This window comes from Streptomyces sp. NPDC004031 (assembly GCF_053604375.1).
Window position 1 is genome coordinate 32,883 of record NZ_JBSGHL010000038.1, and the last position, 21,467, is coordinate 54,349.

Consider the following 21,467-nt stretch of genomic DNA (forward strand, 5'->3'; position numbering starts at 1 on the left):
CCCTGTACGCGGTCGGTAACAGATCACGAGGGCGAGGGAGTTGTGTCCGAGGCATATCGCATACTCGGCTTGCAGCCGAACGGCGAACGGCGAGAGCACCGCGTACCGCGCACCACCCGGGGGAAGAGTCATGCACGCACCTGCCCGCATCAACCGCACGATGTCCCGCGTCCTCGCGGGTGCGGCGGTGGCCGCGGTGCTCGCCGTCGCGGGGTGCCGGTCGAGCGGGGCGGACGCCAAGGACGCCACCTCGTCGTCGCACCGGCCGGGCACGGCGACGCCGGCGCGGCCGTCCGGCCCGGACACGGCCGCCTCCCCCGCGCGCGGCAGCACCACCGACGACGACGAGCAGGCGCCCTCCTGCGACCAGGACGACCTCACGTCCTCCGCGACGAACGAGGACGGCGAGGGGCACGAGCCCCGGCACCTGCTCCTGGCCCTGACCAACACCGGCGACCGGCCGTGCGCGGTGCACGGCTACCCCCAGGTGCGGCTGGGCGCCTACTCCAAGTCGCCGGTCCAGGTGATCGGGGACAGCGACCCGGCGGGCCCCGCCGTCCTCTCCCCCGGCGACGCCGTCTACGCCGCCCTCCTCGTCAACGGCGCCCGGACGGACACCTACGAGACGAAGGGCATCACCCTGCGCCTCCAGGGCGACAGGCCCGGCACCACCACCGGCCGCCCGATATCGGTGAGCCTCCCCGCGGTGGCCGCCTTCGACGAGGGCGCCCGCGTCACGTACTGGTCGTCGGCCCAGGGCTACGCGCTCGACTTCATCATGTCCCGCTGACCCCCGGCCGGGACCGGGGTCCCGGGGTCCCGGGGTCAGCGGCGGATCGCGCGCAGGACGACGAACTTGGGGTCGGAGGACATCACGTCGCAGTTGCCGAACAGGCGGCGCAGCCGGGTGTGGTGCCCGAGATGGCGGTTGGCGACGACCCACAGCTCACCGCCGGGGCGCAGCGCCGCGCGGGCGGTGCCGAACATCCGGCGCGCGGTGGCGTCGGTGGTCGCCCGGTGCGAGTGGAAGGGCGGGTTGTTCAGGACGAGGTCGGCGCTTCCCGCGGGCACACCCGAGGCCACGTCGGCGACGACGAACTCCGCGCGGGTGGCCGGATCGGCGCTGGCCCGGAAGGTCTCCTCGGCCGAGGCGACGGCCTGGTGGGACTCGTCGGTGAACAGCACCTCGGACTCCGGGTTGGCGACCGCCGCCGCGGTGCCGAGCACGCCGTTGCCGCAGCCGAGGTCGATGACCCGGTCCGGGCCCGCGCGGTGCGGCAGGTGGGCGAGCAGCAGCCGGGTGCCGACGTCCAGGCGGTCGGCGCAGAAGATCCCGGCGTGGTTGACGACCGTACGGCCGGACATCGGGCCGATGCCGTCCGGCAGGGCGTAGCGCAGCGGCCACGGGCTGGGGGTGCGCGGCAGGGCGGGATCGGGCGTGCAGTGCACGAGCCGGGCCTTGCGGACGGCGAGCGAGGTACGGGTCGGGCCGAGGATCCGCTCGAAGAGGGCGAGCGTCGAGGTGTGGATCTCGGTCACCATGCCCGCGCCGGCCACGACCGTGCCGGCGTGCACGGCGGGCGCGAGGGCGTGCAGCTGGTCCTCCAGCAGGCCCAGGCTCTTCGGTACGCGCACCAGCAGCAGGTCGATCCGCGCGGGCGGCGCCTCCCGGGTGGTGCGCAGGCTCACCCGCTCCCCGGCACCTGCCCGCCGCAGGTTCGCCCGGGTGGCCTGCTGGCCGAGGAAGGAGTCCGAGATCTGCACCAGCTCGTCCGCGCCGGGGGCGGTCGCGAGGGCGGTGGCCAGGGCTCCCCAGCGGTCGCCGAGCAGCACGGTGGTGGTGCCGGGTCCGCGGCCGGGCGGCTCGGCCGCGAGGTGCGACAGCAGGTGGTCGTCGGCGGCGTCCCAGGCCCGCAGCTGGTCGCGGGGGTCCGCGGGGTGGCGGGTCAGGTCGAGGTCGCCCCACGGGGTGGTGAATCGGTGCATGGTCCCCCCAGCGTAGGGCCTGCGCGCGAGGCGGCCGGACGCCGAGCGGGGCCCGGACGGGAGCGGGGCCCGGAGGTTTTGTCCATCCTCCGGGCCCCTGTGATGCCGCCGATGGGTCCGTCCGCACCCGTCGGACCGCGGTTCACTCGTCATGTCGTCGCGTTCTGCCATTGAACTACCGCCGCAGGAGAGAGCGGCGGACCGGAGTCGAACCGGCACCTGACGACCCGGACCGCGACCGGTCGGTGCGGCGAGCGGCGGCGAATGCTGAGTCTGGAGCGAGAGTCTGAGATTGACGGCGACGTGTCGCGTCGCTCACGACGAGCTTCAGCTTCAGCTTTGCGCTCCTCGCGCACCCCTCCGCACTCGGGCGGAGGGGGTCCTTGGGGGCTCAGCGGGCGAAGACGTACCCCAGTACGGCCTCGCCGACACGCTGATCGGTGACCTCGGCGCCGTTCGCCTCCTCGCGGGCGAACTTCACCGCCGTCTGGAGCTTCTCGACCCGGTCCAGCAGTTCGTTGACCCGGCGGGCGGGCAGCGCGCCGGAGAACTTGACGGTGGTCCAGTAACCCACCGGCACGTCCTCGTAGTAGACCTCCACCTGCGCCGGGTGGTTCTCGGTCGCCTCGGCCTTGACGTGGTTGCGCGGCACCTTGCGGGTGCGGATCGTCCGCACCGGCTCCGTCTTCCACGCGTCCGTGGACGGGTCCTGCGACCAGGACTCCGCCGCGTCCAGCACCGGCAGCCGGCGGACGAAGCCGTGCAGTTCGGTCAGCTGCTTCTCCAGGAAGAGCAGATAGGACACCGGGACGGCGGGCACGACGACCCGGCCGTCCACGGTGACGTCGGCCCGTGCCTCGCAGTTCGCCCAGTCCTTGGTCGCGGTGACGTCGAACAGCCGGGTCAGCGCCGCCACCGCGGACCGCAGCACACCCTCCGCCTGCACCTGCACCCGTGTCGACTCGGGCGGCAGCTGCTCGCCCTCCTCGTCCTTCGGCTGGTACGTACGGGATATGCCGGACAGCAGCGCCGGCTTCTGCAGGTCGTGCTGAGCGGACGTCAACTCCTGCTGCGCCTTGGTCTTGACGCCCTTCTCGACCGCGATGATCTGGTTCAGTTTCGCCACGCCCCGACCGTAACAGCCACCCGTGCGCGCGTTCGACCGGTTTCCGGCTACGGCGTGCGCACCCGGCAGGTGTAGTGGTCGGCGACCACCCGGCTCATCGCGCCCAGCGGGTCGGCGGCGACCTGGGTGGCGGAGAAGAAGACGTTGCCGCGCACCTCGCGGTACCCCGCGTCGAAGGTGAGGTGCCGGGACAGCTCCGCCGGATCCTGCCAGGCGTCGGGCTGCCCGGCCACGCCGACCTTGTAGAGCGCCTCGCCGACGTAGAGCCGGACCCGGGTGCCCCGCACGACGTCCGACCACCACGGGACGAGGACGCCGTAGTCGGCGGCGGTGAAGCCGATGTTCCAGTAGACCTGCGGCACGATGTAGTCGATCCAGCCGCGCTTCACCCAGGTACGGGTGTCGGCGTGCAGGTCGTCGTAGGTCTGGACGCCTGCCGTCGTCGCCGAGCCGAGCGGGTCGTTCGCGGCGTTGCGCCACACGCCGAAGGGGCTGATGCCGAACTGCGTACCCGGGCGGATCGCCTTGATACGGGCGGCCGTCTCCAGGACCAGCAGGTCGGTGTTGTGCCGGCGCCACGCGTCGCGGTCGGGGAAACCGGCGCCGTACGCGGCGTAGGCGGCGTCGTCGTCGAAGACCTGGCCCGCGACCGGGTACGGGTAGAAGTAGTCGTCCCAGTGCACCGCGTCCACCGGGTAGCGGCGCACCGCGTCCAGCATCGCGTCCTGCACAAAGCGGCGGACCTCCGGCAGACCGGGGTTGTAGTAGAGCTTGCCGCCGTACGGCACCGTCCACTGCGGGTTGAGCCGCGCGGGGTGGGTGGGGGCGAGCCGGCTCGGGTCGTCGCTGTTCGCGACCCGGTAGGGGTTGAACCACGCGTGCAGCTCCAGCCCGCGGCGGTGTGCCTCGCGCACGGCGGTGCCCAGCGGATCCCACCCGGGGTCGCGTCCCTGGGTACCCGTCAGATACTCCGACCAGGGCTCGTACGGGGAGGGCCAGAACGCGTCGGCGGTCGGGCGGACCTGGAACATCACGGCGTTCAGCCGGCGCTGGGCGGCGAGGTCGAGCAGGTCCAGCAGCTCCTGCCGCTGCGCGGCGGGCGTCAGCCCCGGGGCGGAGGGCCAGTCCGTGTTCGCGACGGTCGCGATCCACATGCCGCGCAACTCCCTGCGCGGGGTGCGCACGGACGCGGAGGCCGCCGCCGCGGCCGCGCCGGGCACGATCGCGGCCGCCGCGACACCTGCCGCTCCGGCGGTGAGCGATCTCCGTGAGAGCGAACCCATTCCTGCCTCCTGCTCGTGACGCCGGGTCATGATCGGGGCCGAGCCCCGTCCATCTCTGCCCTCATCTCCCCCGCCCGAACCCCCGCCCCCACCTGCCCCTTGCGGTAAATCCCGCGACTTTGCGGCGAGGTGACCGTTGTGGGAGGGCACCGCGACCGCCCACCGCGGCGGGAAGATCGCGACGACCACCGCAGGAGGCACCCCGGGCGCCGGGGGAACCGCCAACCGGCGGAAGGGGGAGGGTCGCTCAAATGGGGGAACGGCACGCGTGATGCGGGCGTGGCGGCACGTCGAGGGGCCAGAATCAGGGCGACGTCCCAGAGCCGCAAGGGGGAGCCGGCTGGATGAGCCAGAAGCGAACCTCGCGCGGCCTGAGCCGCGCACACTGGGCCCTGCTCCCCGCAGGGTGGACCGCGGCGCTCGGCCTGCTCGCCTGGCAGGTGCCGGACGGCTCCGACGTGCTCCCGGCGCTGGCCGCGGCCCCCGCGCTGACGGCCGCGGCGGGCGCCCGCCGCCTCGCGGTGCTGGGCAGCGGCGGCCTCGCCCTCGCCGCGATGGGCGCCGACATCGCGACCGACCAGGTCACCGGGCCGGGCCCGGCCGTGGGAACGGCGGGCGCGGTGCTGACCGTGCTGGCCGCCGGGATGTGGACGGCGGGCCGCCGCTCCGCACTGGGCGCCGAGCTGGACCGCGCCCGGGAGATCGCCGCGGCCGCGCAGCAGGTGCTGCTCCCGGCGCTGCCACGCCGTCTCGGCGATGTGACGGTCACCGGCGAGTACGTGTCGGCGAGCCTCGACGCCCGGATCGGCGGCGACTTCTACGAGGCCGTCGCCACGCCCTTCGGCGTCCGCGCGCTGATCGGTGACGCCCGCGGGCACGGCCTGCCCGCGATCGGGCTGGCCGCGGCCCTGCTGGGCTGTTTCCGGGAGGCCGCGCACCAGGAGCCGGATCCGGCGGGCGTGGTGCGGCGGCTGGACGGCGCGCTGCGCCGCCATCTGCTGGAGCGCGTCGCCACGGAGGCGGACCGCGGTGAGGTGTCGGACGCGGCCGAGGAGTTCGCGACGCTCCAGCTCGTGCAGATCGACGACGACGGCACGCTGCTGGTGGTCAACTGCGGCCACCCCGCCCCGTACGTCCTCGGCCCGCGCACGGGGCCGCTGCCGATGGGCGATCCGCTGCCGCCGCTGGGGCTGTTCGACGCGCCGCGCACGCAGGTGCCGGTCAGTACCGGGCGGCTGGCGCCGGGTGAGGGCCTGCTGCTGCACACCGACGGCGTGACGGACACCCGGGACGCCGCCGGGCGGTACTTCCCGCTGCCCGACACGCTCAACGCGATGGCCGCCCGCCGGGTGCGCGGCACGGAGGTCGCCGAGCTGCTGCGGGACGCGGTGGTGCGGCACGCCGGGGGCCGCTGTGCGGACGACGTCGCCGTCCTGGTGCTGCTGCGCGACGGCTCACCGCGTCCGGCCGTGGCGCGCGGTACGGCGCTCTCGGCGTCGTAGCCCCCGCCCGGGGGCGGTCCGCGCCGTGTCACCCGCACGGCCGGTCCCGGGCTGCCGCGGCCGTGCGGGCGCGGGACCGTGGGCGAGGGGGTGTCGTCGTGCGAAGGAGTACGGGCGTGGCCGAACAGCCCGCGAGCGGCACCGGCGGTGCGGCCCCGGCGGAACCGCAGCTCCAGGCCCGGTCGCAGCCCCCGCCCGCGCCGAGCCCGGCGCCGGGTCCGCCCGGACCCCCGACGGTGATCGTGGACGGCCTGCATGTCGTCTACCGCATCTACGGCGCCGAGGCCGGACGCGGCAGCGCGACGGCGGCGCTGCGCCGTATCGTGCTGCGCCGCGGCTCACCGGCCGTGCAGACCGTGCACGCCGTCCGGGGTGTGACCTTCACCGCCTACCGCGGTGAGGCCATCGGCATCATCGGCTCCAACGGCTCGGGCAAGTCCACGCTGCTCAAGGCCATCGCGGGGCTCCTCCCGGCGGAGCGCGGCCGGGTCTACACCGACGGCCAGCCCTCGCTGCTCGGTGTCAACGCGGCCCTCATGAACGACCTGACCGGCGAGAAGAACGTCATCCTCGGCGGCCTCGCGATGGGCATGAGCCCGGAGGAGGTCCGGTCCCGCTACCAGGGCATCGTCGACTTCTCGGGCATCAACGACAAGGACGACTTCGTGTCGCTGCCGATGCGCACGTACTCCTCCGGCATGTCCGCCCGGCTGCGCTTCTCCATCGCCGCGGCCAAGCGGCACGACGTCCTGATGATCGACGAGGCGCTGGCCACCGGCGACCGCCAGTTCCAGCTGCGCTCCGAGCAGCGCATCCGCGAACTGCGCAAGGAGGCCGGCACCGTCTTCCTGGTGAGCCACAGCAACGCCGCCATCCGCGACACCTGCACCCGCACCCTGTGGATCGAGCGGGGCGAGCTGCTCATGGACGGCCCCACCGAGGCCGTCGTCAGCGCCTACGAGGCCCACAGCGACGGCAAGCCCCCCGGCTGACCGGGGAACCTGCCGCCGGGCGCGGCTCAGCCGTACGGGTAGAAGCCCGCGCCGGACTTCCGGCCGAGCCGTCCCGCGTCGACCATGCGCTGGAGCAGCGGCGGGGCCGCGTACAGCGGCTCCTTGTATTCCGAATACATCGAGTCGGCGATCGCGGCGATCGTGTCGAGGCCGATGAGGTCGGACAGCCGCAGCGGGCCCATCGGGTGGGCGCAGCCCATCTCCATGCCGTTGTCGATGTCCTCGCGGGTCGCGATGCCCGACTCGTACATCCGGATGGCCGACAGCAGGTACGGGACCAGCAGCGCGTTGACGACGAAGCCGGAGCGGTCCTGGGCGCGGATCGCGTGCTTGCCGAGGACGGTGGTGACCAGGTCCTCCGCGCGCTTGAGGGTGTCGCTGCCGGTGGTCAGCGCCGGGATCAGTTCGACGAGGGCCTGGACGGGCGCGGGGTTGAAGAAGTGGATGCCGAGGACGCGGTCCGGGCGGGACGTCGCCACGGCGAGCCGGACCAGCGGGATGGACGAGGTGTTGGACGCCAGGATCGCGTCCTCGCGCTGCACCACCTGGTCCAGCACCTTGAAGATGTCGGTCTTGACCCGCTCGTCCTCCACCACGGCCTCGATCACCAGGTCGCGGTCGGCGAACTCGCCGAGGTCGGTGGTGAAGGTGAGCCGCCCGAGCGCCTCGTCCCGCTGCTCCGCGGTGATCTTGCCGCGTTCCGCGGCCTTGCCGAGGGAGCCGGTGAGCCGTGCCCGGCCGAGCTCCAGGGCCTCGCCCGTGGTCTCCGCGATCCGGACGTCCAGCCCGGCCTTCGCGCACACCTCGGCGATACCGGACCCCATCTGGCCCGCGCCGACCACTCCGACGCGCTCGATGTCTCCCACTCGACCCAGCCCTCCGTGCAGCTCCATCGCCTACCGCACAGACGTTACCCGGGCCGGTGCCCGAAGCCGCGGGTGGGACCGGCGTGCTGCCCCGGTCCCCACCGCGGCCCCCGGCCGCCGGGCCCGCGCGCCGGCAGTCGCGCGGGCCCGGCGGGCTCGTTCAGGCCTTGGTGCAGGCCTTTCCGTTGAGCGTGAACGAGGCCGGCACCGCGGGGGTGCCGGGCGCCACGCCCGTGAAGCCGACCACGGTGTTGCCACCGGCCGGGATCGACGTGCCCCAGCTCGGCGCGGTCACCGTCACGGCCGCGCCGCTCTGCGTGTAGTCACCGCTCCACAGCGACGAGATCGTCTCGCCCGCGGTGAAGGACCAGCCCAGCTTCCACGGGTCGACGGCCGTGCTGCCGGTGTTGGTCACCGTGGCCGAGGCCTGGAAGCCGCCGGGCCACTGGTTGGTGACCGTGTAGGCCACCGTGCACGAGCCCGCGGGCGCAGTGGTCGGAGGTGTGGTGGGAGGTGTGGTGGGCGGAGTCGTCGGAGGTGTCGTCGGCGGCGTGGTGGGCGGGGTGGTCTGCCCGGTCGTCGGAGGCGTCGTGGGCGGGGTCGTACCGCCGCCCGAGGTGTCCGACGTGTCGCCGTAGATGATCCCGCGCCCGTTGGTCGCGATGTAGACGCGCCCGTAGACCCGCGGGTCGCCGGTGATCGCGGTGTTGGTCACACCCCACTGGTGCTTGTCGTCGTTGATGCGCACCCAGCTCGCACCGGCGTCGGTGGAGCGGAAGATGCCGCGCACCCCGCCGATCTTCGCGCTGGTGTAGAGCGCCTGGTAGGAGGCGCCGGGCGCGGCCTTGCCGAAGCCGATCGTGTCGGCCTCCTGGACGCCTCCCAGCTTGGTGAACGACGCCCCGGAGTTCGTCGAGTGCCACAGGCCGTACGTGCTGCCGGCGCCCCCGACCACCCATACGTCGCCCTCGGTGCCGGGCAGCGCCTTGAGGTGGGCGCTCTCGGTCGGCAGGCCGGTGGCCGCGGTCGCCGCGAAGGTCGCGCCGCCGTCGGTGCTGACGTAGAACTTGCCGCCGGAGATCCCGTAGAACTTCTTCGGGTTGACCCGGTCGGAGCCGATCGCCGCGCCCGTGGGCAGGCCGCTGACGGTCTGCCAGGAGTTGCCGAAGCCGGTGGTGTGCTGGACGCCGACTCCGGCGGTGCTCCACACGAAGCCGCTGCCGTCCGCGGCCGCCGCGATCGAGCCGCCCGCGGCACCGGAGGGGTCGGTGCCGGCGAACCAGTTGGCGCCGTTGTCGGTGGAGAAGGCGACGTGCGCGCCGGTGTCGGCGTTGCCCACCCTGGCGACGATGTTGGCGTTGGTGCCCGCGTAGTCCAGGCTCGTCGTCGTGGTCCAGTTCGGCTGGGTGAACATCATCGCCGGCACGGTGTCGAGACTGGTGTGCCGGAAGCCGCCCAGGTCACCGAGCGCGCTGATGAGCGGGGCGCCGGTGGGCGGGCTGATGAGGTCCTGGACCGAGGTCTCCTCCAGGCCCTTGGCGTTGGGCTTGACGGTGAACTTGGTGCCGGTGTCCCAGTTGGTGAGGTTGTCGGTGCCGTAGATCGTGGCGCCGGTGCCGTACCACATGCGGTTGGAGTTGAACGGGTCGATCTCCAGCGACTCCGTCATCCAGCCGAGCTTGGGCGCCTCCTCGGGGGGTGCGGGGTTGCCGCCCCAGCTCAGCCACGGGGAGGACGAGATGTCCATGGTGTAGCGGTCGGCGCGGGTCGGGTAGCTGGGGGTGTCCCAGGCCCGGGTCCAGGTGGCGCCGTTGTCGGTGGAGCGGAAGATCTGCGTGTCCGCCCACCAGGAGCTGTAACCGGTGACCATGAGCGTGCCCGGGTGCTGCCGGTCCACGCTGAGGCCGCTGTAGCCGAAGTACGTGTCCGCGTCCGACATCGGGCTGATGTTCGTCCAGGTGCCGGTCGCGGTCGCGTACCGCCACACCTGGCCCTTGGCGCCGTCGTACGGGCCGCCGGTGTCACTGGTGGCGAGGTAGAGGTAGCCGTTGACGCTGTCCAGGACGCCCTTGTGCGCGATGTAGCCGGTGGGCTGCCCGGCGAGCCGGGACCAGGTGGCGCCGCCGTCCGTGGAGCGGTAGACGGTGTTGTCCTTGTCGGCCACGCCCACGTAGATCGTCTGCGTGGTGCTGCCCTTGGTGCCGGTGCGCGGGTCGAAGGTCACCCACACGTCGCCCTGGTTGTCGCTCTGGTAGCCGGTGCTGTCCGACGGATCGGCCACGTAGGTGCCCGCGTTGGGGAAGGACGCGACCTTCGCCCACGTCACACCGGAGTCGGTGCTGCGCCACAGGCCGTTGCCGCTGGGCGCGGCGAAGTACAGGACGCTGTCCTTGTTGGGGTCGATCGCCAGCCGCTCACCCATGCCGCGGCCGGGCATGTTGCCGCCGAGCTTGAACGGCAGCGCCGTCGACTGCCAGGTCGCCCCGCGGTCCGACGAGCGCATGATGGCGCCGTTGTTGGGGTCCCAGGAGTTGGTGTACATCCCGACCGCCGCGTACACCTTGTCCGGTGCGAGCGCGTCGGTGGCGAGGCTGACCACGCCGTTGCGGTTCCAGTCCGTCCAGCCGACCGAGTCCAGCAGGGGGGTCCAGGACTTGGTCGACTCGTTCCACCGGTACGCGCCGCCGATGTCGGTACGGGCGTAGGCGAGATTCTTCTCGGACTGGTTGAAGACGATGCCGGGGACAAAGCCGCCGCCCTCGATCTGGGCGTTCTTCCAGGTGTACGTGTCCGACACCGCGGCGGGGGCCGCTGCCGCGGCCGGTGAGCCGGTGGCGGCGACGGTCGCCGCGGCGACGGACACGGCGCCGCCGATGAGGGAGAAAGCCGCGACCAGCGCGGCGAGGGGTCTGCGAAGCATGGGGCGTCCTTGAGTGTGGGGGGTGGACGACTCGGGGCAGCGCGGATGCGTGGGAGCGCTCCCACGAGAGGTCCGATGATAGCGCTCACCTCTCGCGGGGAGAAGCCCCGCGGTGTTGGCCTCCAGCCCTCCGGGCTGCCCCTTGCTGTGATCGCGGGACCGTCCCTCTCCCGTGGCTGGTCGCGCAGTTCCCCGCGCCCCTGAAAAACGCTCACCCTCCCCCGCAGGCGCTCGCGTCTGCGACGCAGCCCAGCACCCCAGGGGCGCGGAAAACCGCGCGCCCAACCCACCACCGGCGGAAGGCCGCAGCACCCACTTGCCTGGGGGCGCGAGGAACTGCGCGACCAACCCACCACCGACGGAAAGCCGCGGCACCTGCCCAAGCGGCACCCCCAGGCGCAAAGGGGCGCGAGGAACTGCGCGCGCAACCCACCACCAGCCGAAGGCCGCGGCACCTGCCCAAGCGGCACCCCCAGGCGCAAAGGGGCGCGGGGAACTGCGCGCTCAGCCCCCGCCCGCCGAAGGCCGCGGCACCCGGCGCAAGTGGCACCCTCAAGCGCAAAGGGGAAAGGGGGCCCGCCCCGAAGGACGAGCCCCCTCCCGAGTGGGGCGCGGTCAGGCCCCGCGCAGGGTCGCGTTCGTACGGCTCGCCGCCGAGGCGACCGCGGCGTCGCGCGCGGCGGACGCCTCCTCCGCCGTGAGGGTGCGGTCGGGCGCCCGGAAGCGCAGCGCGTACGCGAGGGACTTGCGGCCCTCCCCGATCTGCGGCCCGGTGAAGATGTCGAACAGCCGCACCGATTCGAGCAGGTCGCCCGCCCCGGCGCGCAGCGCCGCCTCCACCTCCGCCGCCGGAACAGCCGCGTCGACGACGAGCGCGACGTCCTGCGTGGCGACCGGGAAGGTCGATACGCGCGGCCCGGTGGCGGTCTCGCCGCCTGCCGCGACGACGAGGTCGAGGTCGATCTCCATCGCGCAGGTCCGCTCGGGTACCCCGAACGCCTTCGTCACCCGCGGGTGGAGTTCGCCCGCGTGCCCGACGACCTCTTCCCCGGCGAGCAGTTCGGCGCACCGCCCGGGGTGGAAGGGCGCGTACTGCCCGGCCCGTGCGGTGAGCCGCACGCCCGCCTCGCGGGCGACCGTGCGGGCGGCCTCGACCGCGTCGGCCCAGGTCGCGGGCTGGGCCTCGCCCCACCAGCCGGCCTGCTCGCGGGCGCCCGCGAGGACGACGCCGACGCGGTGCGGCTGGTCGGGCAGCGCGGCGACGAGCGCGGCGATCTCCTCGTCGGTGGGCCGCCGGTCGACGGGCAGCCGCGGCGGCGGCACCTGCTCCTGGCGGGGCAGGAAGACCAGGCCGGTCTCGAAGAGGGCGAGGTCGTGCGCGCCGCGCCCGTGGTTGCGGCGCAGGGTGCCGAGCAGTCCGGGCAGCAGCGTGGTGCGCAGCAGCGGCTCGGTGTCGTCGAGCGGGTTGGCGAGCCGGACCGTACGGCGCCGGTCGTCGTCCGCGTCGAGGCCGAGCTGGTCGAGGACGTCGGAGCTGAGGAAGGGGTAGCTGGGCGCCTCGACGTATCCGGCGCCGGCGAGTGCGCGGCCGACGCGGCGGCGCAGCAGCTGGCCGGGCGTGAGGCCGCGGCCGGCGGGCGGCTGCGGCAGGGTGGAGGGAAGGTTCTCGAAGCCTTCGAGGCGGATGACCTCCTCGGCGAGGTCGTTGATGTAGTTGAGGTCGGGCCGCCAGGACGGCACGGTGACCGCGAGGTCGTCGGTGCCGGTGACGTCGCAGCCGATCTCCTGGAGGCGCCGCACGACGGTCTCGCGGCCGTAGTCGGTGCCGGCGACCTTGTCGGGGTGGTCGGCGCGCATGGTGATGGTGCGCGGGCTCACGGGCGCGGCGATCTCGGTGACGCCGGGCTCGGCGGTGCCGCCCGCGAGCAGCACCAGCAGGTCCACGGTGCGCTGGGCGGCGGCCGAGGTGGCGAGCGGGTCGGTGCCGCGCTCGAAGCGGCGGGAGGCCTCGGAGCCGAGCTTGTGGCGGCGCGAGGTGCGGGCGATCGGGATCGGTGCGAAGTGCGCGGCCTCGATGACGACGTCGGCCGAGCCGCCGTCGGCGATCTCGGTGTCGGCGCCGCCCATGACACCGGCCAGGCCGATGGGCCCGGAGTCGTCGGTGATGACGAGGTCCTCGGCGTCGAGGGTGCGCTCGGCGCCGTCCAGGGTGGTGAGCTTCTCGCCGGGGGTGGCGCGGCGGACCCCGATCGTGCCGCGCACGCGCGCGCGGTCGTAGGTGTGCAGCGGCTGGCCCAGCTCGATCATCACGTAGTTGGCGATGTCGACGGTGAGCGAGATCGGGCGCATGCCGACCTTCTGCAGCCGGCGCTGGAGCCAGATCGGGGAGAGTGCCTCGGGGTCGATGCCGGTGACGGTGCGGGCGGTGAAGCGGTCGCAGCCCTCGGGGTCGGCGATCGCGACGGGGTAGCCGTCGCCGTTGTGCGCGGGCACGTCGATGAGGGCGGGGTCGCGCAGCGGCACGCCGTAGGCGATGGCGGCCTCACGGGCGACACCGCGGATCGACAGGCAGTAACCGCGGTCGGGGGTGACGGCGATGTCGAGCACCTCGTCGACGAGCTCCAGCAGCTCGATCGCGTCGGTGCCGGGGGCGGGGGCGCCGGGCGGCAGCACGATGATGCCGTCGTGGTCGTCGCCCATGCCCAGTTCGCGGGCGGAGCAGATCATGCCGTGCGAGACCTTGCCGTAGGTCTTGCGGGCGGCGATCTGGAAGTCGCCGGGCAGCACTCCGCCGGGCAGGATGACGACGACGCGGTCGCCGACGGCGAAGTTGCGGGCGCCGCACACGATCTCCTGCGGCTCACCCGTGTTGTTGGCGTCGCCGACGTCGACGGTGCAGAAGCGGATCGGCTTCTTGAAGCCCTCCAGCTCCTCGATCGTCAGGACCTGGCCGACGACCAGCGGGCCCTTGATGCCGGCGCCGAGCTGGTCGACGGTCTCGACCTCCAGGCCGGCGGAAATGAGCTTGGCCTGGACGTCGCGGCCGGTGGCACCGGCGGGCAGGTCGACGTACTCCCGCAGCCAAGAAAGCGGGACCCGCATCAGATCTCCATCCCGAACGGGAGGGTGAAGCGCACGTCACCCTCGACGATGTCTCGCATGTCCTCGACGTTGTGGCGGAACATCAGCATCCGCTCGATGCCGAAGCCGAAGGCGAAGCCGCTGTACTTCTCCGGGTCCACACCGCACGCCACCAGCACCCTGGGGTTGACGACGCCGCAGCCGCCCAGCTCGATCCAGCCCTCGGAGGAGCAGGTGCGGCAGGGGCGGTCGGGGTTGCCGACGGACTCGCCGCGGCAGACGTAGCAGAGCATGTCCATCTCGGCGGACGGCTCCGTGAAGGGGAAGTGGTTGGGGCGCAGCCGGGTGGTCATGCCCTCGCCGAACAGCGAGACGACCATGTGGTCGAGGGTGCCCTTGAGGTCGGCCATCGTCAGGCCCTCGTCCACGGCGAGCAGCTCGACCTGCGAGAAGACCGGGGTGTGGGTCGCGTCCAGCTCGTCGGAGCGGTAGACGCGGCCGGGCGCGATCACGTACACCGGCAGCTCGCGCTCCAGCAGGGCGCGGATCTGCACCGGCGAGGTGTGGGTGCGCAGCACGACGCCGGACGCTCCCCCAGACCCTCCGGACTCGGAGGTGCCCCCGCTGCCCTCGGGAGCGGCGACGAAGAAGGTGTCCTGCGTCTCCCGGGCGGGGTGGTCGGGCGGGAAGTTCAGCGCGTCGAAGTTGAACCAGTCGGACTCGACCTCGGGGCCCTCGGCCACCTCGTAGCCCATGGCCGTGAAGATGTCCTCGATGCGCTCCGACAGCGTCGTGAGCGGGTGCCGGGCACCGGCCGGGCGGCGGTCGTACGGCAGTGTGACGTCGACGGCCTCCTCGACGAGCACCCGGGCGTCGCGCTCGGCCTCCAGCTCGGCCTGGCGCGCGGCGAGCGCCTTGTTGACCGCGCCGCGGGCCTGGCCCACCCGCTTGCCCGCCTCGGCCTTGGCCTGCGGCGGGAGGGCGCCGATCTCCCGGTTGGCGAGGGCGAGCGGTGAGCCGCCGCCGGCATGCGCGGTCTTGACGTGGGTGAGGGCTTCGAGGTCGCCCGCGGCGGCGACGGCGGCGAGCGCGTCGTCGCGCATCCGCTCGATCGCTTCCGGCTGGAGCGCCTCGACCTCGACAGGGTCGTACGACTTGTTCGGTGCCGACATCTCTTCCCGTTCCGGAGTGGACGATGGTGGTGGGCGGCGTGCGCGCCACTGCGCTGCGGTGGCGTCGCGGTGGAGGCTTGCCCGACCGGACACATGCCAGGGGACGAGTCTACTTGCGCCGCGAGGACCGGCTGTTTTCGGCCGCCGGAGCCGGACCGGCCCGTGCGGGCCCGGCCTGTGGTGGCGCCCGTCGCGGCGTCCCGCCGGCCGCTCAGGCCAGATACGCGGGGGCCCCGACGGGCAGGGTAAATCGGAACTCGGCGCCGCCGCCCGCGGCCCGGCCGACGGTGATGGTGCCGCCGTGGGCCTCGACGATGCCCTTGACGATGTAGAGCCCCAGGCCCGTGCCGCCGCGCTTGCTGCCCCGCCAGAAGCGGGTGAACACGCGGCTCATGGACTCCTCCGGGATGCCGGGGCCTTCGTCGCTCACCGTCACCGCGGTGGCGTCGCACCGCCGCTCGGTGAGGTCGCCCGGATGTGCGGGCGCCACGTCGATGGTGACCCTTCCGTCGCCGTGGCGCACCGCGTTTTCCAGCAGGTTGCCCAGCACCTGGTCGACCTTGTCCGGATCCGCCCACAGGTCGGGCAGCGGCCCGGCGACCCGAACGGTGAAGCGGTCCTGCGGCTGACCTGCGGCGATGTGCGCGTCGACGTGCCGCTGCACGGCGGCGGCGAGATCGACCGGCTGGCGGCGCACCTCCAGCCGGCCGGAGTCGATCCGGGAGATGTCCAGCAGTTCGGCGATCAGCCGGGTCACCCGGTTGGCGTCGGCGTCGACGGTCTCCAGCATGAGCTTCTTCTGGTCGTCGGTGAAGCGCTCCCACTTGGCCAGCAGTGTCGCCGTGAAGCCCTTGACGGAGGTGAGCGGCGAGCGCAGTTCGTGCGCGACGGTCGCGATCAGCTCGGCGTGGCTGCGCTCGGTACGCCGCCGGGCCTCGGTGCCGCGCAGCGCCACCACGAGCCGCAGCACGGGCCCGCGGGGCCGCTCGCGGACGTACCGCGCGGCGACCAGCACCTCCCGGCCGCCGGGCAGCAGCAGGTTGCGCTCGGGCTGCCCGGTCCTGATCGCGAGGCCCCCGTACGGGTCGGTGAGGGGCCACCAGCGGCGGCCCTCCAGGTCCTCCAGCGGCAGCGCCTGCTCCACCGGGCGGCCGAGGACGTCCTGCGGGCGCAGTCCGGTGATGCGGGCGGCGGCGGCGTTGAAGCACACCACCCGCCCGGTGCCGTCGGCGACCAGCAGGCCGTCGGGCAGGTCGTCGGGGTGCGGGGCGTAGCCGTCGGTGCCGGTGCGGCACGGGTCGGGTGCGGGGGCGGCCGCGGGCGGCTCGCCGGTGCGCGGCGCGGGGGCGGCCGGTACGGCCTCCGGGCGCGGTTCTCCGGCGGGCACGGGCGGCGCGGGCTCCTGGGCGGGCGCGGGCGGTTCCTGGGCGGGCAGCACCGTCACCGCGCTGTGCGCAGCGTCCTCGCGCGTGTGCGTTCCGTTGCCTCGCGCCGTGACACCCATGCGCGCCACCCCCCTTTCAGGGTCCCCCGGGCGAGCCACCCTACTAGGTGGACGTAACGCTGCGGCACCCTCCGGGCGCACGCTGCTCCCTCGCGGAGGCGTAGAGGCACACCGCGGCGGCGGTGGCGAGGTTGAGGCTCTCGGCGCGCCCGTGGATGGGGACGCGCACGACCTCGTCGGCGAGCGCCCGGGTCTCCTCGGGCAGGCCCCACGCCTCGTTGCCGAAGATCCACGCGCTGGGCCCGCGCATCGTGCCCTCGTCCAGCTCCGCGTCCAGGTCGCGCTCCCCCGCCCCGTCCGCGGCCAGCACCCGGACGCCCGCGGCGCGCAGCCCGGCGACGGCGTCGGCGACCGGCACCCCGACGGCGACCGGCAGGTGGAAGAGGCTTCCGGCGGAGGCGCGTACCGCCTTGGGGTTGTACAGGTCGACGGAGGCGTCGGTGAGCACGACCGCGTCGGCGCCGGCCGCGTCGGCGCAGCGCAGCACGGTGCCGGCGTTGCCGGGGTCGCGCACGTGGGCGAGCACGGCGACCAGCCGCGGGCGGGCGCGCAGCACCTCGGTGAAGGGCGTGTCCAGGAAGCGGCACACCCCGACGACACCCTGGGGGGTGACGGTGTCGGAGATCTCCGCCATCACCTCGGGGGTGGCGGTGAGCACCGGGGCACCGGCCGCGCGGGCGGCGGCGACGAGGTCGGTGTGCCGCTCGGCGGCCTCGGGCGTGGCGTACAGCTCGATCAGGGTGCGCCCTGCGGGCCCCCCGGGGTGGGCGACGGCCTCGCGGACGGCCTGCGGGCCCTCGGCCAGGAACCGCCGCTCCTTGCCGCGGAAGCTGCGCCGGGCCAGCCGGTGCGCGGCGGTGACCCGCGCGGAGCGCAGCGAGGTCAGCTCGGGGGTGGTGCCCATCGGGGTGGCTGCTCCAGTGGTGGTACGGGGTGGGTGGTGCCGTTCACACGACGGGCCCGCGGGGGCGTTGCCGCCCGCGGGCCCGGGGTACTGCCGCGATGTCGCTGACGCGGGTCACGCCGCCTTGGGGGCGTTCACGTCCGCGGGCAGCGCCTTCTGGGCGACCTCGACCAGCGCCGCGAAGGCGTTGGCGTCATTGACGGCCAGCTCGGCGAGGATCTTGCGGTCGACCTCGACGTTGGCGGCCTTCAGGCCCTGGATGAAGCGGTTGTAGGTGATGCCGTTCGCGCGGGCAGCGGCGTTGATGCGCTGGATCCACAGCTGGCGGAAGTCGCCCTTGCGCTTCTTGCGGTCGTTGTAGTTGTAGACCAGGGAGTGGGTGACCTGCTCCTTGGCCTTGCGGTACAGGCGCGAACGCTGACCGCGGTAGCCGCTGGCCTGCTCGAGGACCGCCCGGCGCTTCTTCTGGGCGTTGACTGCCCGCTTGACGCGTGCCACTTGATAACTCCTTCTAGGGGACCGCGGTATGCCTCACGCGGTCCGAAAGCGAATGGACTCCCGACCCGGGACGGCTGCGCCCCGGCGGGGGCACGGCCGTCACTTGCCGAGAAGCTTCTTGATCTTCTTGGCGTCCGGGGCGGCGACCTCGACGGTGCCGGTCAGGGCGCGGGTCTTGCTGGACGGCTTGTGCTCGAGCAGGTGGCGCTTGCCGGCGCGCTCGCGCAGCACCTTGCCGGAGCCGCTGATCTTGAAGCGCTTGCTCGCACCGCTGTGCGTCTTGTTCTTCGGCATGGCGCCGTAGTCTCCTCGTCGCTGGCCTCCCGTGCGCCCGCTGGGCACACGGAGAGCGTCAGTTCTGCATTAACCGACCCGGAGCCGATGCTCCGGATGTTCTTCGTCCAGGGCGCTCAGCCGGCGTCCTGGGCCTGGGCCTCGGCCTCCACCTCGGGGGACTCCTCCTCGGCGGGCGTCTCCGCCTCGGCCGCGGCGTCACCCTGGCGGCCGGCCTTGCGGGCGGCCTGCGCCTCGCGGGCCTCGGCCATGGCCTCGGTCTTCTTCTTGTGCGGACCCAGGACCATGATCATGTTGCGGCCGTCCTGCTTCGGGTTCGACTCGACGAACCCGAGGTCCTGGACGTCCTCGGCGAGCCGCTGGAGCAGCCGGTAGCCCAGTTCCGGACGGGACTGCTCACGCCCGCGGAACATGATCGTGATCTTGACCTTGTCGCCCTGCTTGAGGAACCGGACGACATGACCCTTCTTGGTGTCGTAGTCGTGCGGGTCGATCTTCGGCCGGAGCTTCATCTCCTTGATGACCGTGTGCGCCTGGTTCTTGCGCGCCTCACGGGCCTTCATGGCCGACTCGTACTTGAACTTCCCGTAGTCCATGAGCTTGCACACGGGCGGACGGGCGTTCGCCGCCACCTCGACCAGGTCGAGGTCGTACTCCTGCGCAAGCTCCAGGGCCTTGGCAAGCGGCACGATGCCGACCTGCTCGCCGCTGGGACCGACAAGTCGCACCTCGGGAACGCGAATCCGGTCGTTGATGCGGGGCTCGGCGCTGATGGGGCCTCCTCGGTTGCACCACGCGGCTGACTGGCCGACAGCCGCGCTTGAGTCTGTCTTCGTATGGACCGACCCGCACCCCAGGCGTGGAAAACGCCCCGTACGGGACACAGGCGGGGCTCCTCACAACCGGGAGCACCGCCGCGTTTATTCCGCGGGGCGCATTCGGACGGTGCTCACCGGACGCACGAGACGAGCTCGCGTACGATCCGGACCGCACCGTCTGACCGGGACCCGTCGGCCTCGCGGCCGACCAGGTGGGAGATCGGAGCCTCCACTTGGTGGTCGGGCACGCGTGCGCCCGACCGGTCGTCCACTCAGCATACCAGCGCGGGACCGAAGGCCGTAATCGGCCGGACGGGGCATATCGTGTCGGCATGAGCGACGCACCTGCCCCCGTCCCCGGCCCGTCCGGCCCGTCCGATCCCGCCGACCAGCTGGCGCGCGACATCGCGGACGTGCCCGCCGTCGAGGTGATCACCACGGTCGCCGTGCACCTGATGAGCGCCGCGGCCGTGAACCTGGGCCTGGCCGAGGAAGGCGCGCAGCACAAGGACCTGGACGAGGCCCGCAAGCTCATCCAGGCGCTGGCCGGCCTGGTCACCGCGAGCGCGGGCGAGATCAGCAGCTTCCACGCGGCCCCGCTGCGCGACGGACTGAAGTCGCTCCAGCTCGCCTTCCGCGAGGCGTCGGTGGTGCCGGACGAGCCCGGCCAGGGGCCCGGCGAGAAGTTCACCGGGCCCGTCTACGGCTGACCACCCCCGGGCGCTCAGGTCGCCTCCCCCTCGGCCCGAGCCGCCGTCTCCTCCTCGGCGGCGGCCGCCCGCGCGGCCTTGACCGCGGCGAACGCCGGGTGCGTGACCTCGTGCACCAGCGCCGCGAGGACCGCGCCGATCGGCGGCGCGACGATGAACAGCCACACCTGGCTCAGCGCCGGGCTGCCCGCGAACAGCGCGGGCCCCAGGCTCCGGGCGGGGTTGACGCTCGTACCGGTCAGCGGGATGCCGACCAGGTGGATCACGGCGAGCGCCATACCGATGGGCAGCCCGTCGAAGCCCACCACCGCGATCCGGTGGGTGACCGCGAGCACCACGAAGACCAGCAGGAAGGTCAGGATCAGCTCGGCGACGAAGGCGCCGAAGATGTTGATGCCGACCGCCGACCGGTAGCCGTAGCCGTTGGTGCCGAAGGCGCCGTGCGTCTGGAGCCCCGGCACCTGCTTGGCGACGAGCAGCAGCAGCGCCGCGCCGACGATCGCGCCCAGGAACTGCGCGACCCAGTACTCGACGGCGGTGCGCAGCGAGATGCGCTTGGCGACGAGCATGCCCAGCGTGACCGCCGGGTTGACATGGCTGCCGGAGATCGGCCCGATCGCGTAGGCGATGGCCAGCAGGACCAGCCCGAAGGCCAGCGCGATGCCCAGGGTGCCGATGTACTCGCCGGAGAGCACCGCCGCGCCCACCGCGAAGAAGACCAGCAGCAGCGTGCCGAGGAATTCGCAGGCGAACGCCCGCTGGTCGTCGGCTGTTCGGTTCTCGGTGATCGTTCGGATGTCCATCCGCGCCTCCACGACGACGGTGATCGATGTCCGCCTTCGTATTGTCGGCTTTACGGGTGAAAGCCACATCTCGGAGGAAACGGGACGACGACCGGCCGTGGCCGCGGGCGCGGAGCCACGCCGCTCAGCGGAGGAAGAGCGGCTCCCCCGGAAGAGTGGCGTCCGGCGGCAGCACCGCCATGTCCAGGCCGCGCCGCAGCGCCGCGCGCAGCACCGGGTGGGCGGCGAGCGCACCGGCGAGCGCGGTCCCGGTCGCGGTGGCGTCGGCGCCCGGGGCCAGCACCAGGCCGAGGGTGCCGTCGCTGTCGGCGGACCGCGTCAGATGCGCCCGGACCACGCCCGGCTCGGCGGCCACCGCGGCCCGCACCGCCTCGCGCACCTCCGCGTCCGCCAGCGGATCCGTCCCGCCCGGCCCGCGGGCGGCGGCCCGCAGCGCGGCGCCGTGCAGCGAGAACGGGACGGGCCCGGCGATGTCGATCAGCAGCGTGTCCGCGCCCTCCTGCACGAGCGCCTGGAGCGCCTGCCCCAGCCGCACGGCGACCGGCCGGGCGTCCGGGCGCCACGCGGCGAGCGCGGCGGTGGAGGTGAAGGCGGGCATCGCGCGGCGCCCGGTGCGGGCGGACTCGATCGTCGGCACCGCCATGTCGCTGGTCTTCTCCCGGCGCAGCCCGTCCGGGCCGGTCTCCACCTCGCCCAGCACCGCCACGACCGGCACGAGCAGCCGCGCTCCCTGGAGCGCCTCGACCACCGCGTCCTCCCGGTCCGGCACACGCTCGCCGTCCCACGCGGCGAGCGCCGCGGCCAGCACGGGGGCGGCGGAGCCGTCGTCGTCGGGAAAACCGGGGTCAGGGATGTTCTTGAGCTCCACCCGCGCAGCCTATCCGCCGGGGGCGGCGGGACGGACGGGGCGGGGTGCGGGCGGCCCTGCGCGGGCCGGGCGATCCGGACGCCGGGCGGGCCGTACGGGGCGGCCTTTCCGCCGGGGGC

At 73.5% G+C, this 21,467-nt stretch carries 18 protein-coding genes; 4 read left to right on the plus strand and 14 right to left on the minus strand.

What is annotated here, in order from left to right; translation table 11 throughout:
• Positions 1-130: 130 nt before the first annotated feature.
• Positions 131-790: a DUF4232 domain-containing protein gene (locus tag ACWERV_RS23470; RefSeq protein WP_452936194.1), complete on the plus strand. Its 660-nt coding sequence runs from the start codon at positions 131-133 to the stop codon at positions 788-790.
• Positions 791-825: 35 nt separating this feature from the next.
• On the opposite strand, the gene ACWERV_RS23475 is transcribed toward ACWERV_RS23470, so the two are convergent.
• The 3 genes from ACWERV_RS23475 to ACWERV_RS23485 form a co-directional block, all read right to left on the minus strand.
• On the minus strand, positions 826-1,986 hold the full coding sequence (locus tag ACWERV_RS23475; RefSeq protein ID WP_452936196.1) for a methyltransferase: 1,161 nt from the start codon (positions 1,984-1,986) through the stop codon (positions 826-828).
• A 391-nt stretch (positions 1,987-2,377) separates the two neighbouring features.
• A complete protein-coding gene (locus ACWERV_RS23480; protein ID WP_398180538.1) occupies positions 2,378-3,112 on the minus strand; it encodes a DUF7873 family protein in 735 nt (244 codons plus the stop codon).
• Between the two features lie 47 nt (positions 3,113-3,159).
• Positions 3,160-4,395: a glycoside hydrolase family 10 protein gene (locus ACWERV_RS23485; protein ID WP_452936199.1), complete on the minus strand. Its 1,236-nt coding sequence runs from the start codon at positions 4,393-4,395 to the stop codon at positions 3,160-3,162.
• Between the two features lie 344 nt (positions 4,396-4,739).
• Between ACWERV_RS23485 and ACWERV_RS23490 the strand changes: the two genes are divergently transcribed.
• Both ACWERV_RS23490 and ACWERV_RS23495 read left to right on the plus strand, forming a co-directional pair.
• Entirely contained in the window at positions 4,740-5,897 is a 1,158-nt protein-coding gene (locus ACWERV_RS23490; RefSeq protein ID WP_452936201.1) for a PP2C family protein-serine/threonine phosphatase, read from the plus strand.
• A 236-nt stretch (positions 5,898-6,133) separates the two neighbouring features.
• Positions 6,134-6,889, plus strand: coding sequence for an ABC transporter ATP-binding protein (locus tag ACWERV_RS23495; protein WP_452936265.1), 756 nt, complete (start codon positions 6,134-6,136; stop codon positions 6,887-6,889).
• A gap of 26 nt (positions 6,890-6,915) precedes the next feature.
• Here ACWERV_RS23495 and ACWERV_RS23500 read toward each other — a convergent pair whose 3' ends face one another.
• The 9 genes from ACWERV_RS23500 to infC form a co-directional block, all read right to left on the minus strand.
• On the minus strand, positions 6,916-7,776 hold the full coding sequence (locus tag ACWERV_RS23500; protein WP_452936203.1) for a 3-hydroxybutyryl-CoA dehydrogenase: 861 nt from the start codon (positions 7,774-7,776) through the stop codon (positions 6,916-6,918).
• Positions 7,777-7,936: 160 nt separating this feature from the next.
• A complete protein-coding gene (locus tag ACWERV_RS23505; RefSeq protein ID WP_452936206.1) occupies positions 7,937-10,696 on the minus strand; it encodes a cellulose binding domain-containing protein in 2,760 nt (919 codons plus the stop codon).
• A 615-nt stretch (positions 10,697-11,311) separates the two neighbouring features.
• Complete coding sequence (gene pheT, locus ACWERV_RS23510) at positions 11,312-13,798, minus strand: phenylalanine--tRNA ligase subunit beta (RefSeq protein WP_452936208.1); 2,487 nt, start codon at positions 13,796-13,798, stop codon at positions 11,312-11,314.
• On the minus strand, positions 13,798-14,949 hold the full coding sequence (gene pheS, locus ACWERV_RS23515) for a phenylalanine--tRNA ligase subunit alpha (protein ID WP_452936211.1): 1,152 nt from the start codon (positions 14,947-14,949) through the stop codon (positions 13,798-13,800). The genes pheT and pheS overlap by 1 nt, the downstream gene beginning before the upstream one ends.
• A gap of 211 nt (positions 14,950-15,160) precedes the next feature.
• The gene (locus ACWERV_RS23520; RefSeq protein ID WP_452936213.1) at positions 15,161-16,453 is read right to left on the minus strand and encodes an ATP-binding protein; all 1,293 of its coding nucleotides are present in this window, start codon (positions 16,451-16,453) and stop codon (positions 15,161-15,163) included.
• Between the two features lie 43 nt (positions 16,454-16,496).
• Entirely contained in the window at positions 16,497-17,357 is an 861-nt protein-coding gene (locus tag ACWERV_RS23525) for a TrmH family RNA methyltransferase (protein ID WP_452936215.1), read from the minus strand.
• A gap of 114 nt (positions 17,358-17,471) precedes the next feature.
• Positions 17,472-17,855 carry a 50S ribosomal protein L20 gene (gene rplT / locus ACWERV_RS23530; protein ID WP_031515209.1) on the minus strand — a complete coding sequence of 128 codons (384 nt, stop codon included), beginning with the start codon at positions 17,853-17,855 and terminating at the stop codon, positions 17,472-17,474.
• Positions 17,856-17,954: 99 nt separating this feature from the next.
• Positions 17,955-18,149: a 50S ribosomal protein L35 gene (gene rpmI / locus ACWERV_RS23535; RefSeq protein WP_031515208.1), complete on the minus strand. Its 195-nt coding sequence runs from the start codon at positions 18,147-18,149 to the stop codon at positions 17,955-17,957.
• 116 nt (positions 18,150-18,265) lie between these two features.
• Positions 18,266-18,922, minus strand: a complete 657-nt coding sequence (gene infC, locus ACWERV_RS23540) for a translation initiation factor IF-3 (RefSeq protein ID WP_398180881.1) — start codon at positions 18,920-18,922, stop codon at positions 18,266-18,268.
• Between the two features lie 377 nt (positions 18,923-19,299).
• Here infC and ACWERV_RS23545 point away from each other — a divergent pair, with 377 nt between their 5' ends.
• Complete coding sequence (locus ACWERV_RS23545; RefSeq protein WP_398180569.1) at positions 19,300-19,677, plus strand: DUF1844 domain-containing protein; 378 nt, start codon at positions 19,300-19,302, stop codon at positions 19,675-19,677.
• Between the two features lie 14 nt (positions 19,678-19,691).
• Here ACWERV_RS23545 and ACWERV_RS23550 read toward each other — a convergent pair whose 3' ends face one another.
• Together ACWERV_RS23550 and ACWERV_RS23555 are read right to left on the minus strand one after the other, a co-directional pair.
• Positions 19,692-20,480 (minus strand): MIP family channel protein, encoded by a 789-nt coding sequence (locus ACWERV_RS23550; protein WP_398180572.1) that lies wholly within the window; start codon positions 20,478-20,480, stop codon positions 19,692-19,694.
• Between the two features lie 124 nt (positions 20,481-20,604).
• Positions 20,605-21,348, minus strand: coding sequence for an SseB family protein (locus tag ACWERV_RS23555; RefSeq protein ID WP_452936221.1), 744 nt, complete (start codon positions 21,346-21,348; stop codon positions 20,605-20,607).
• Between the last annotated feature and the right edge of the window lie 119 nt (positions 21,349-21,467).

What these genes read in the sequence shown, in the direction of transcription:
- ACWERV_RS23470 (WP_452936194.1), top strand. Translation starts at nt 131, where the DNA reads ATGCACGCACCTGCCCGCATCAACCGCACGATGTCCCGCGTCCTCGCG.
- ACWERV_RS23475 (WP_452936196.1), bottom strand. Translation starts at nt 1,986, where the DNA reads ATGCACCGATTCACCACCCCGTGGGGCGACCTCGACCTGACCCGCCAC.
- ACWERV_RS23485 (WP_452936199.1), bottom strand. Translation starts at nt 4,395, where the DNA reads ATGGGTTCGCTCTCACGGAGATCGCTCACCGCCGGAGCGGCAGGTGTC.
- ACWERV_RS23490 (WP_452936201.1), top strand. Translation starts at nt 4,740, where the DNA reads ATGAGCCAGAAGCGAACCTCGCGCGGCCTGAGCCGCGCACACTGGGCC.
- ACWERV_RS23505 (WP_452936206.1), bottom strand. Translation starts at nt 10,696, where the DNA reads ATGCTTCGCAGACCCCTCGCCGCGCTGGTCGCGGCTTTCTCCCTCATC.
- pheT (WP_452936208.1), bottom strand. Translation starts at nt 13,798, where the DNA reads ATGCGGGTCCCGCTTTCTTGGCTGCGGGAGTACGTCGACCTGCCCGCC.
- pheS (WP_452936211.1), bottom strand. Translation starts at nt 14,949, where the DNA reads ATGTCGGCACCGAACAAGTCGTACGACCCTGTCGAGGTCGAGGCGCTC.
- ACWERV_RS23520 (WP_452936213.1), bottom strand. Translation starts at nt 16,453, where the DNA reads ATGGGTGTCACGGCGCGAGGCAACGGAACGCACACGCGCGAGGACGCT.
- ACWERV_RS23525 (WP_452936215.1), bottom strand. Translation starts at nt 17,357, where the DNA reads ATGGGCACCACCCCCGAGCTGACCTCGCTGCGCTCCGCGCGGGTCACC.
- rpmI (WP_031515208.1), bottom strand. Translation starts at nt 18,149, where the DNA reads ATGCCGAAGAACAAGACGCACAGCGGTGCGAGCAAGCGCTTCAAGATC.
- ACWERV_RS23545 (WP_398180569.1), top strand. Translation starts at nt 19,300, where the DNA reads ATGAGCGACGCACCTGCCCCCGTCCCCGGCCCGTCCGGCCCGTCCGAT.
- ACWERV_RS23550 (WP_398180572.1), bottom strand. Translation starts at nt 20,480, where the DNA reads ATGGACATCCGAACGATCACCGAGAACCGAACAGCCGACGACCAGCGG.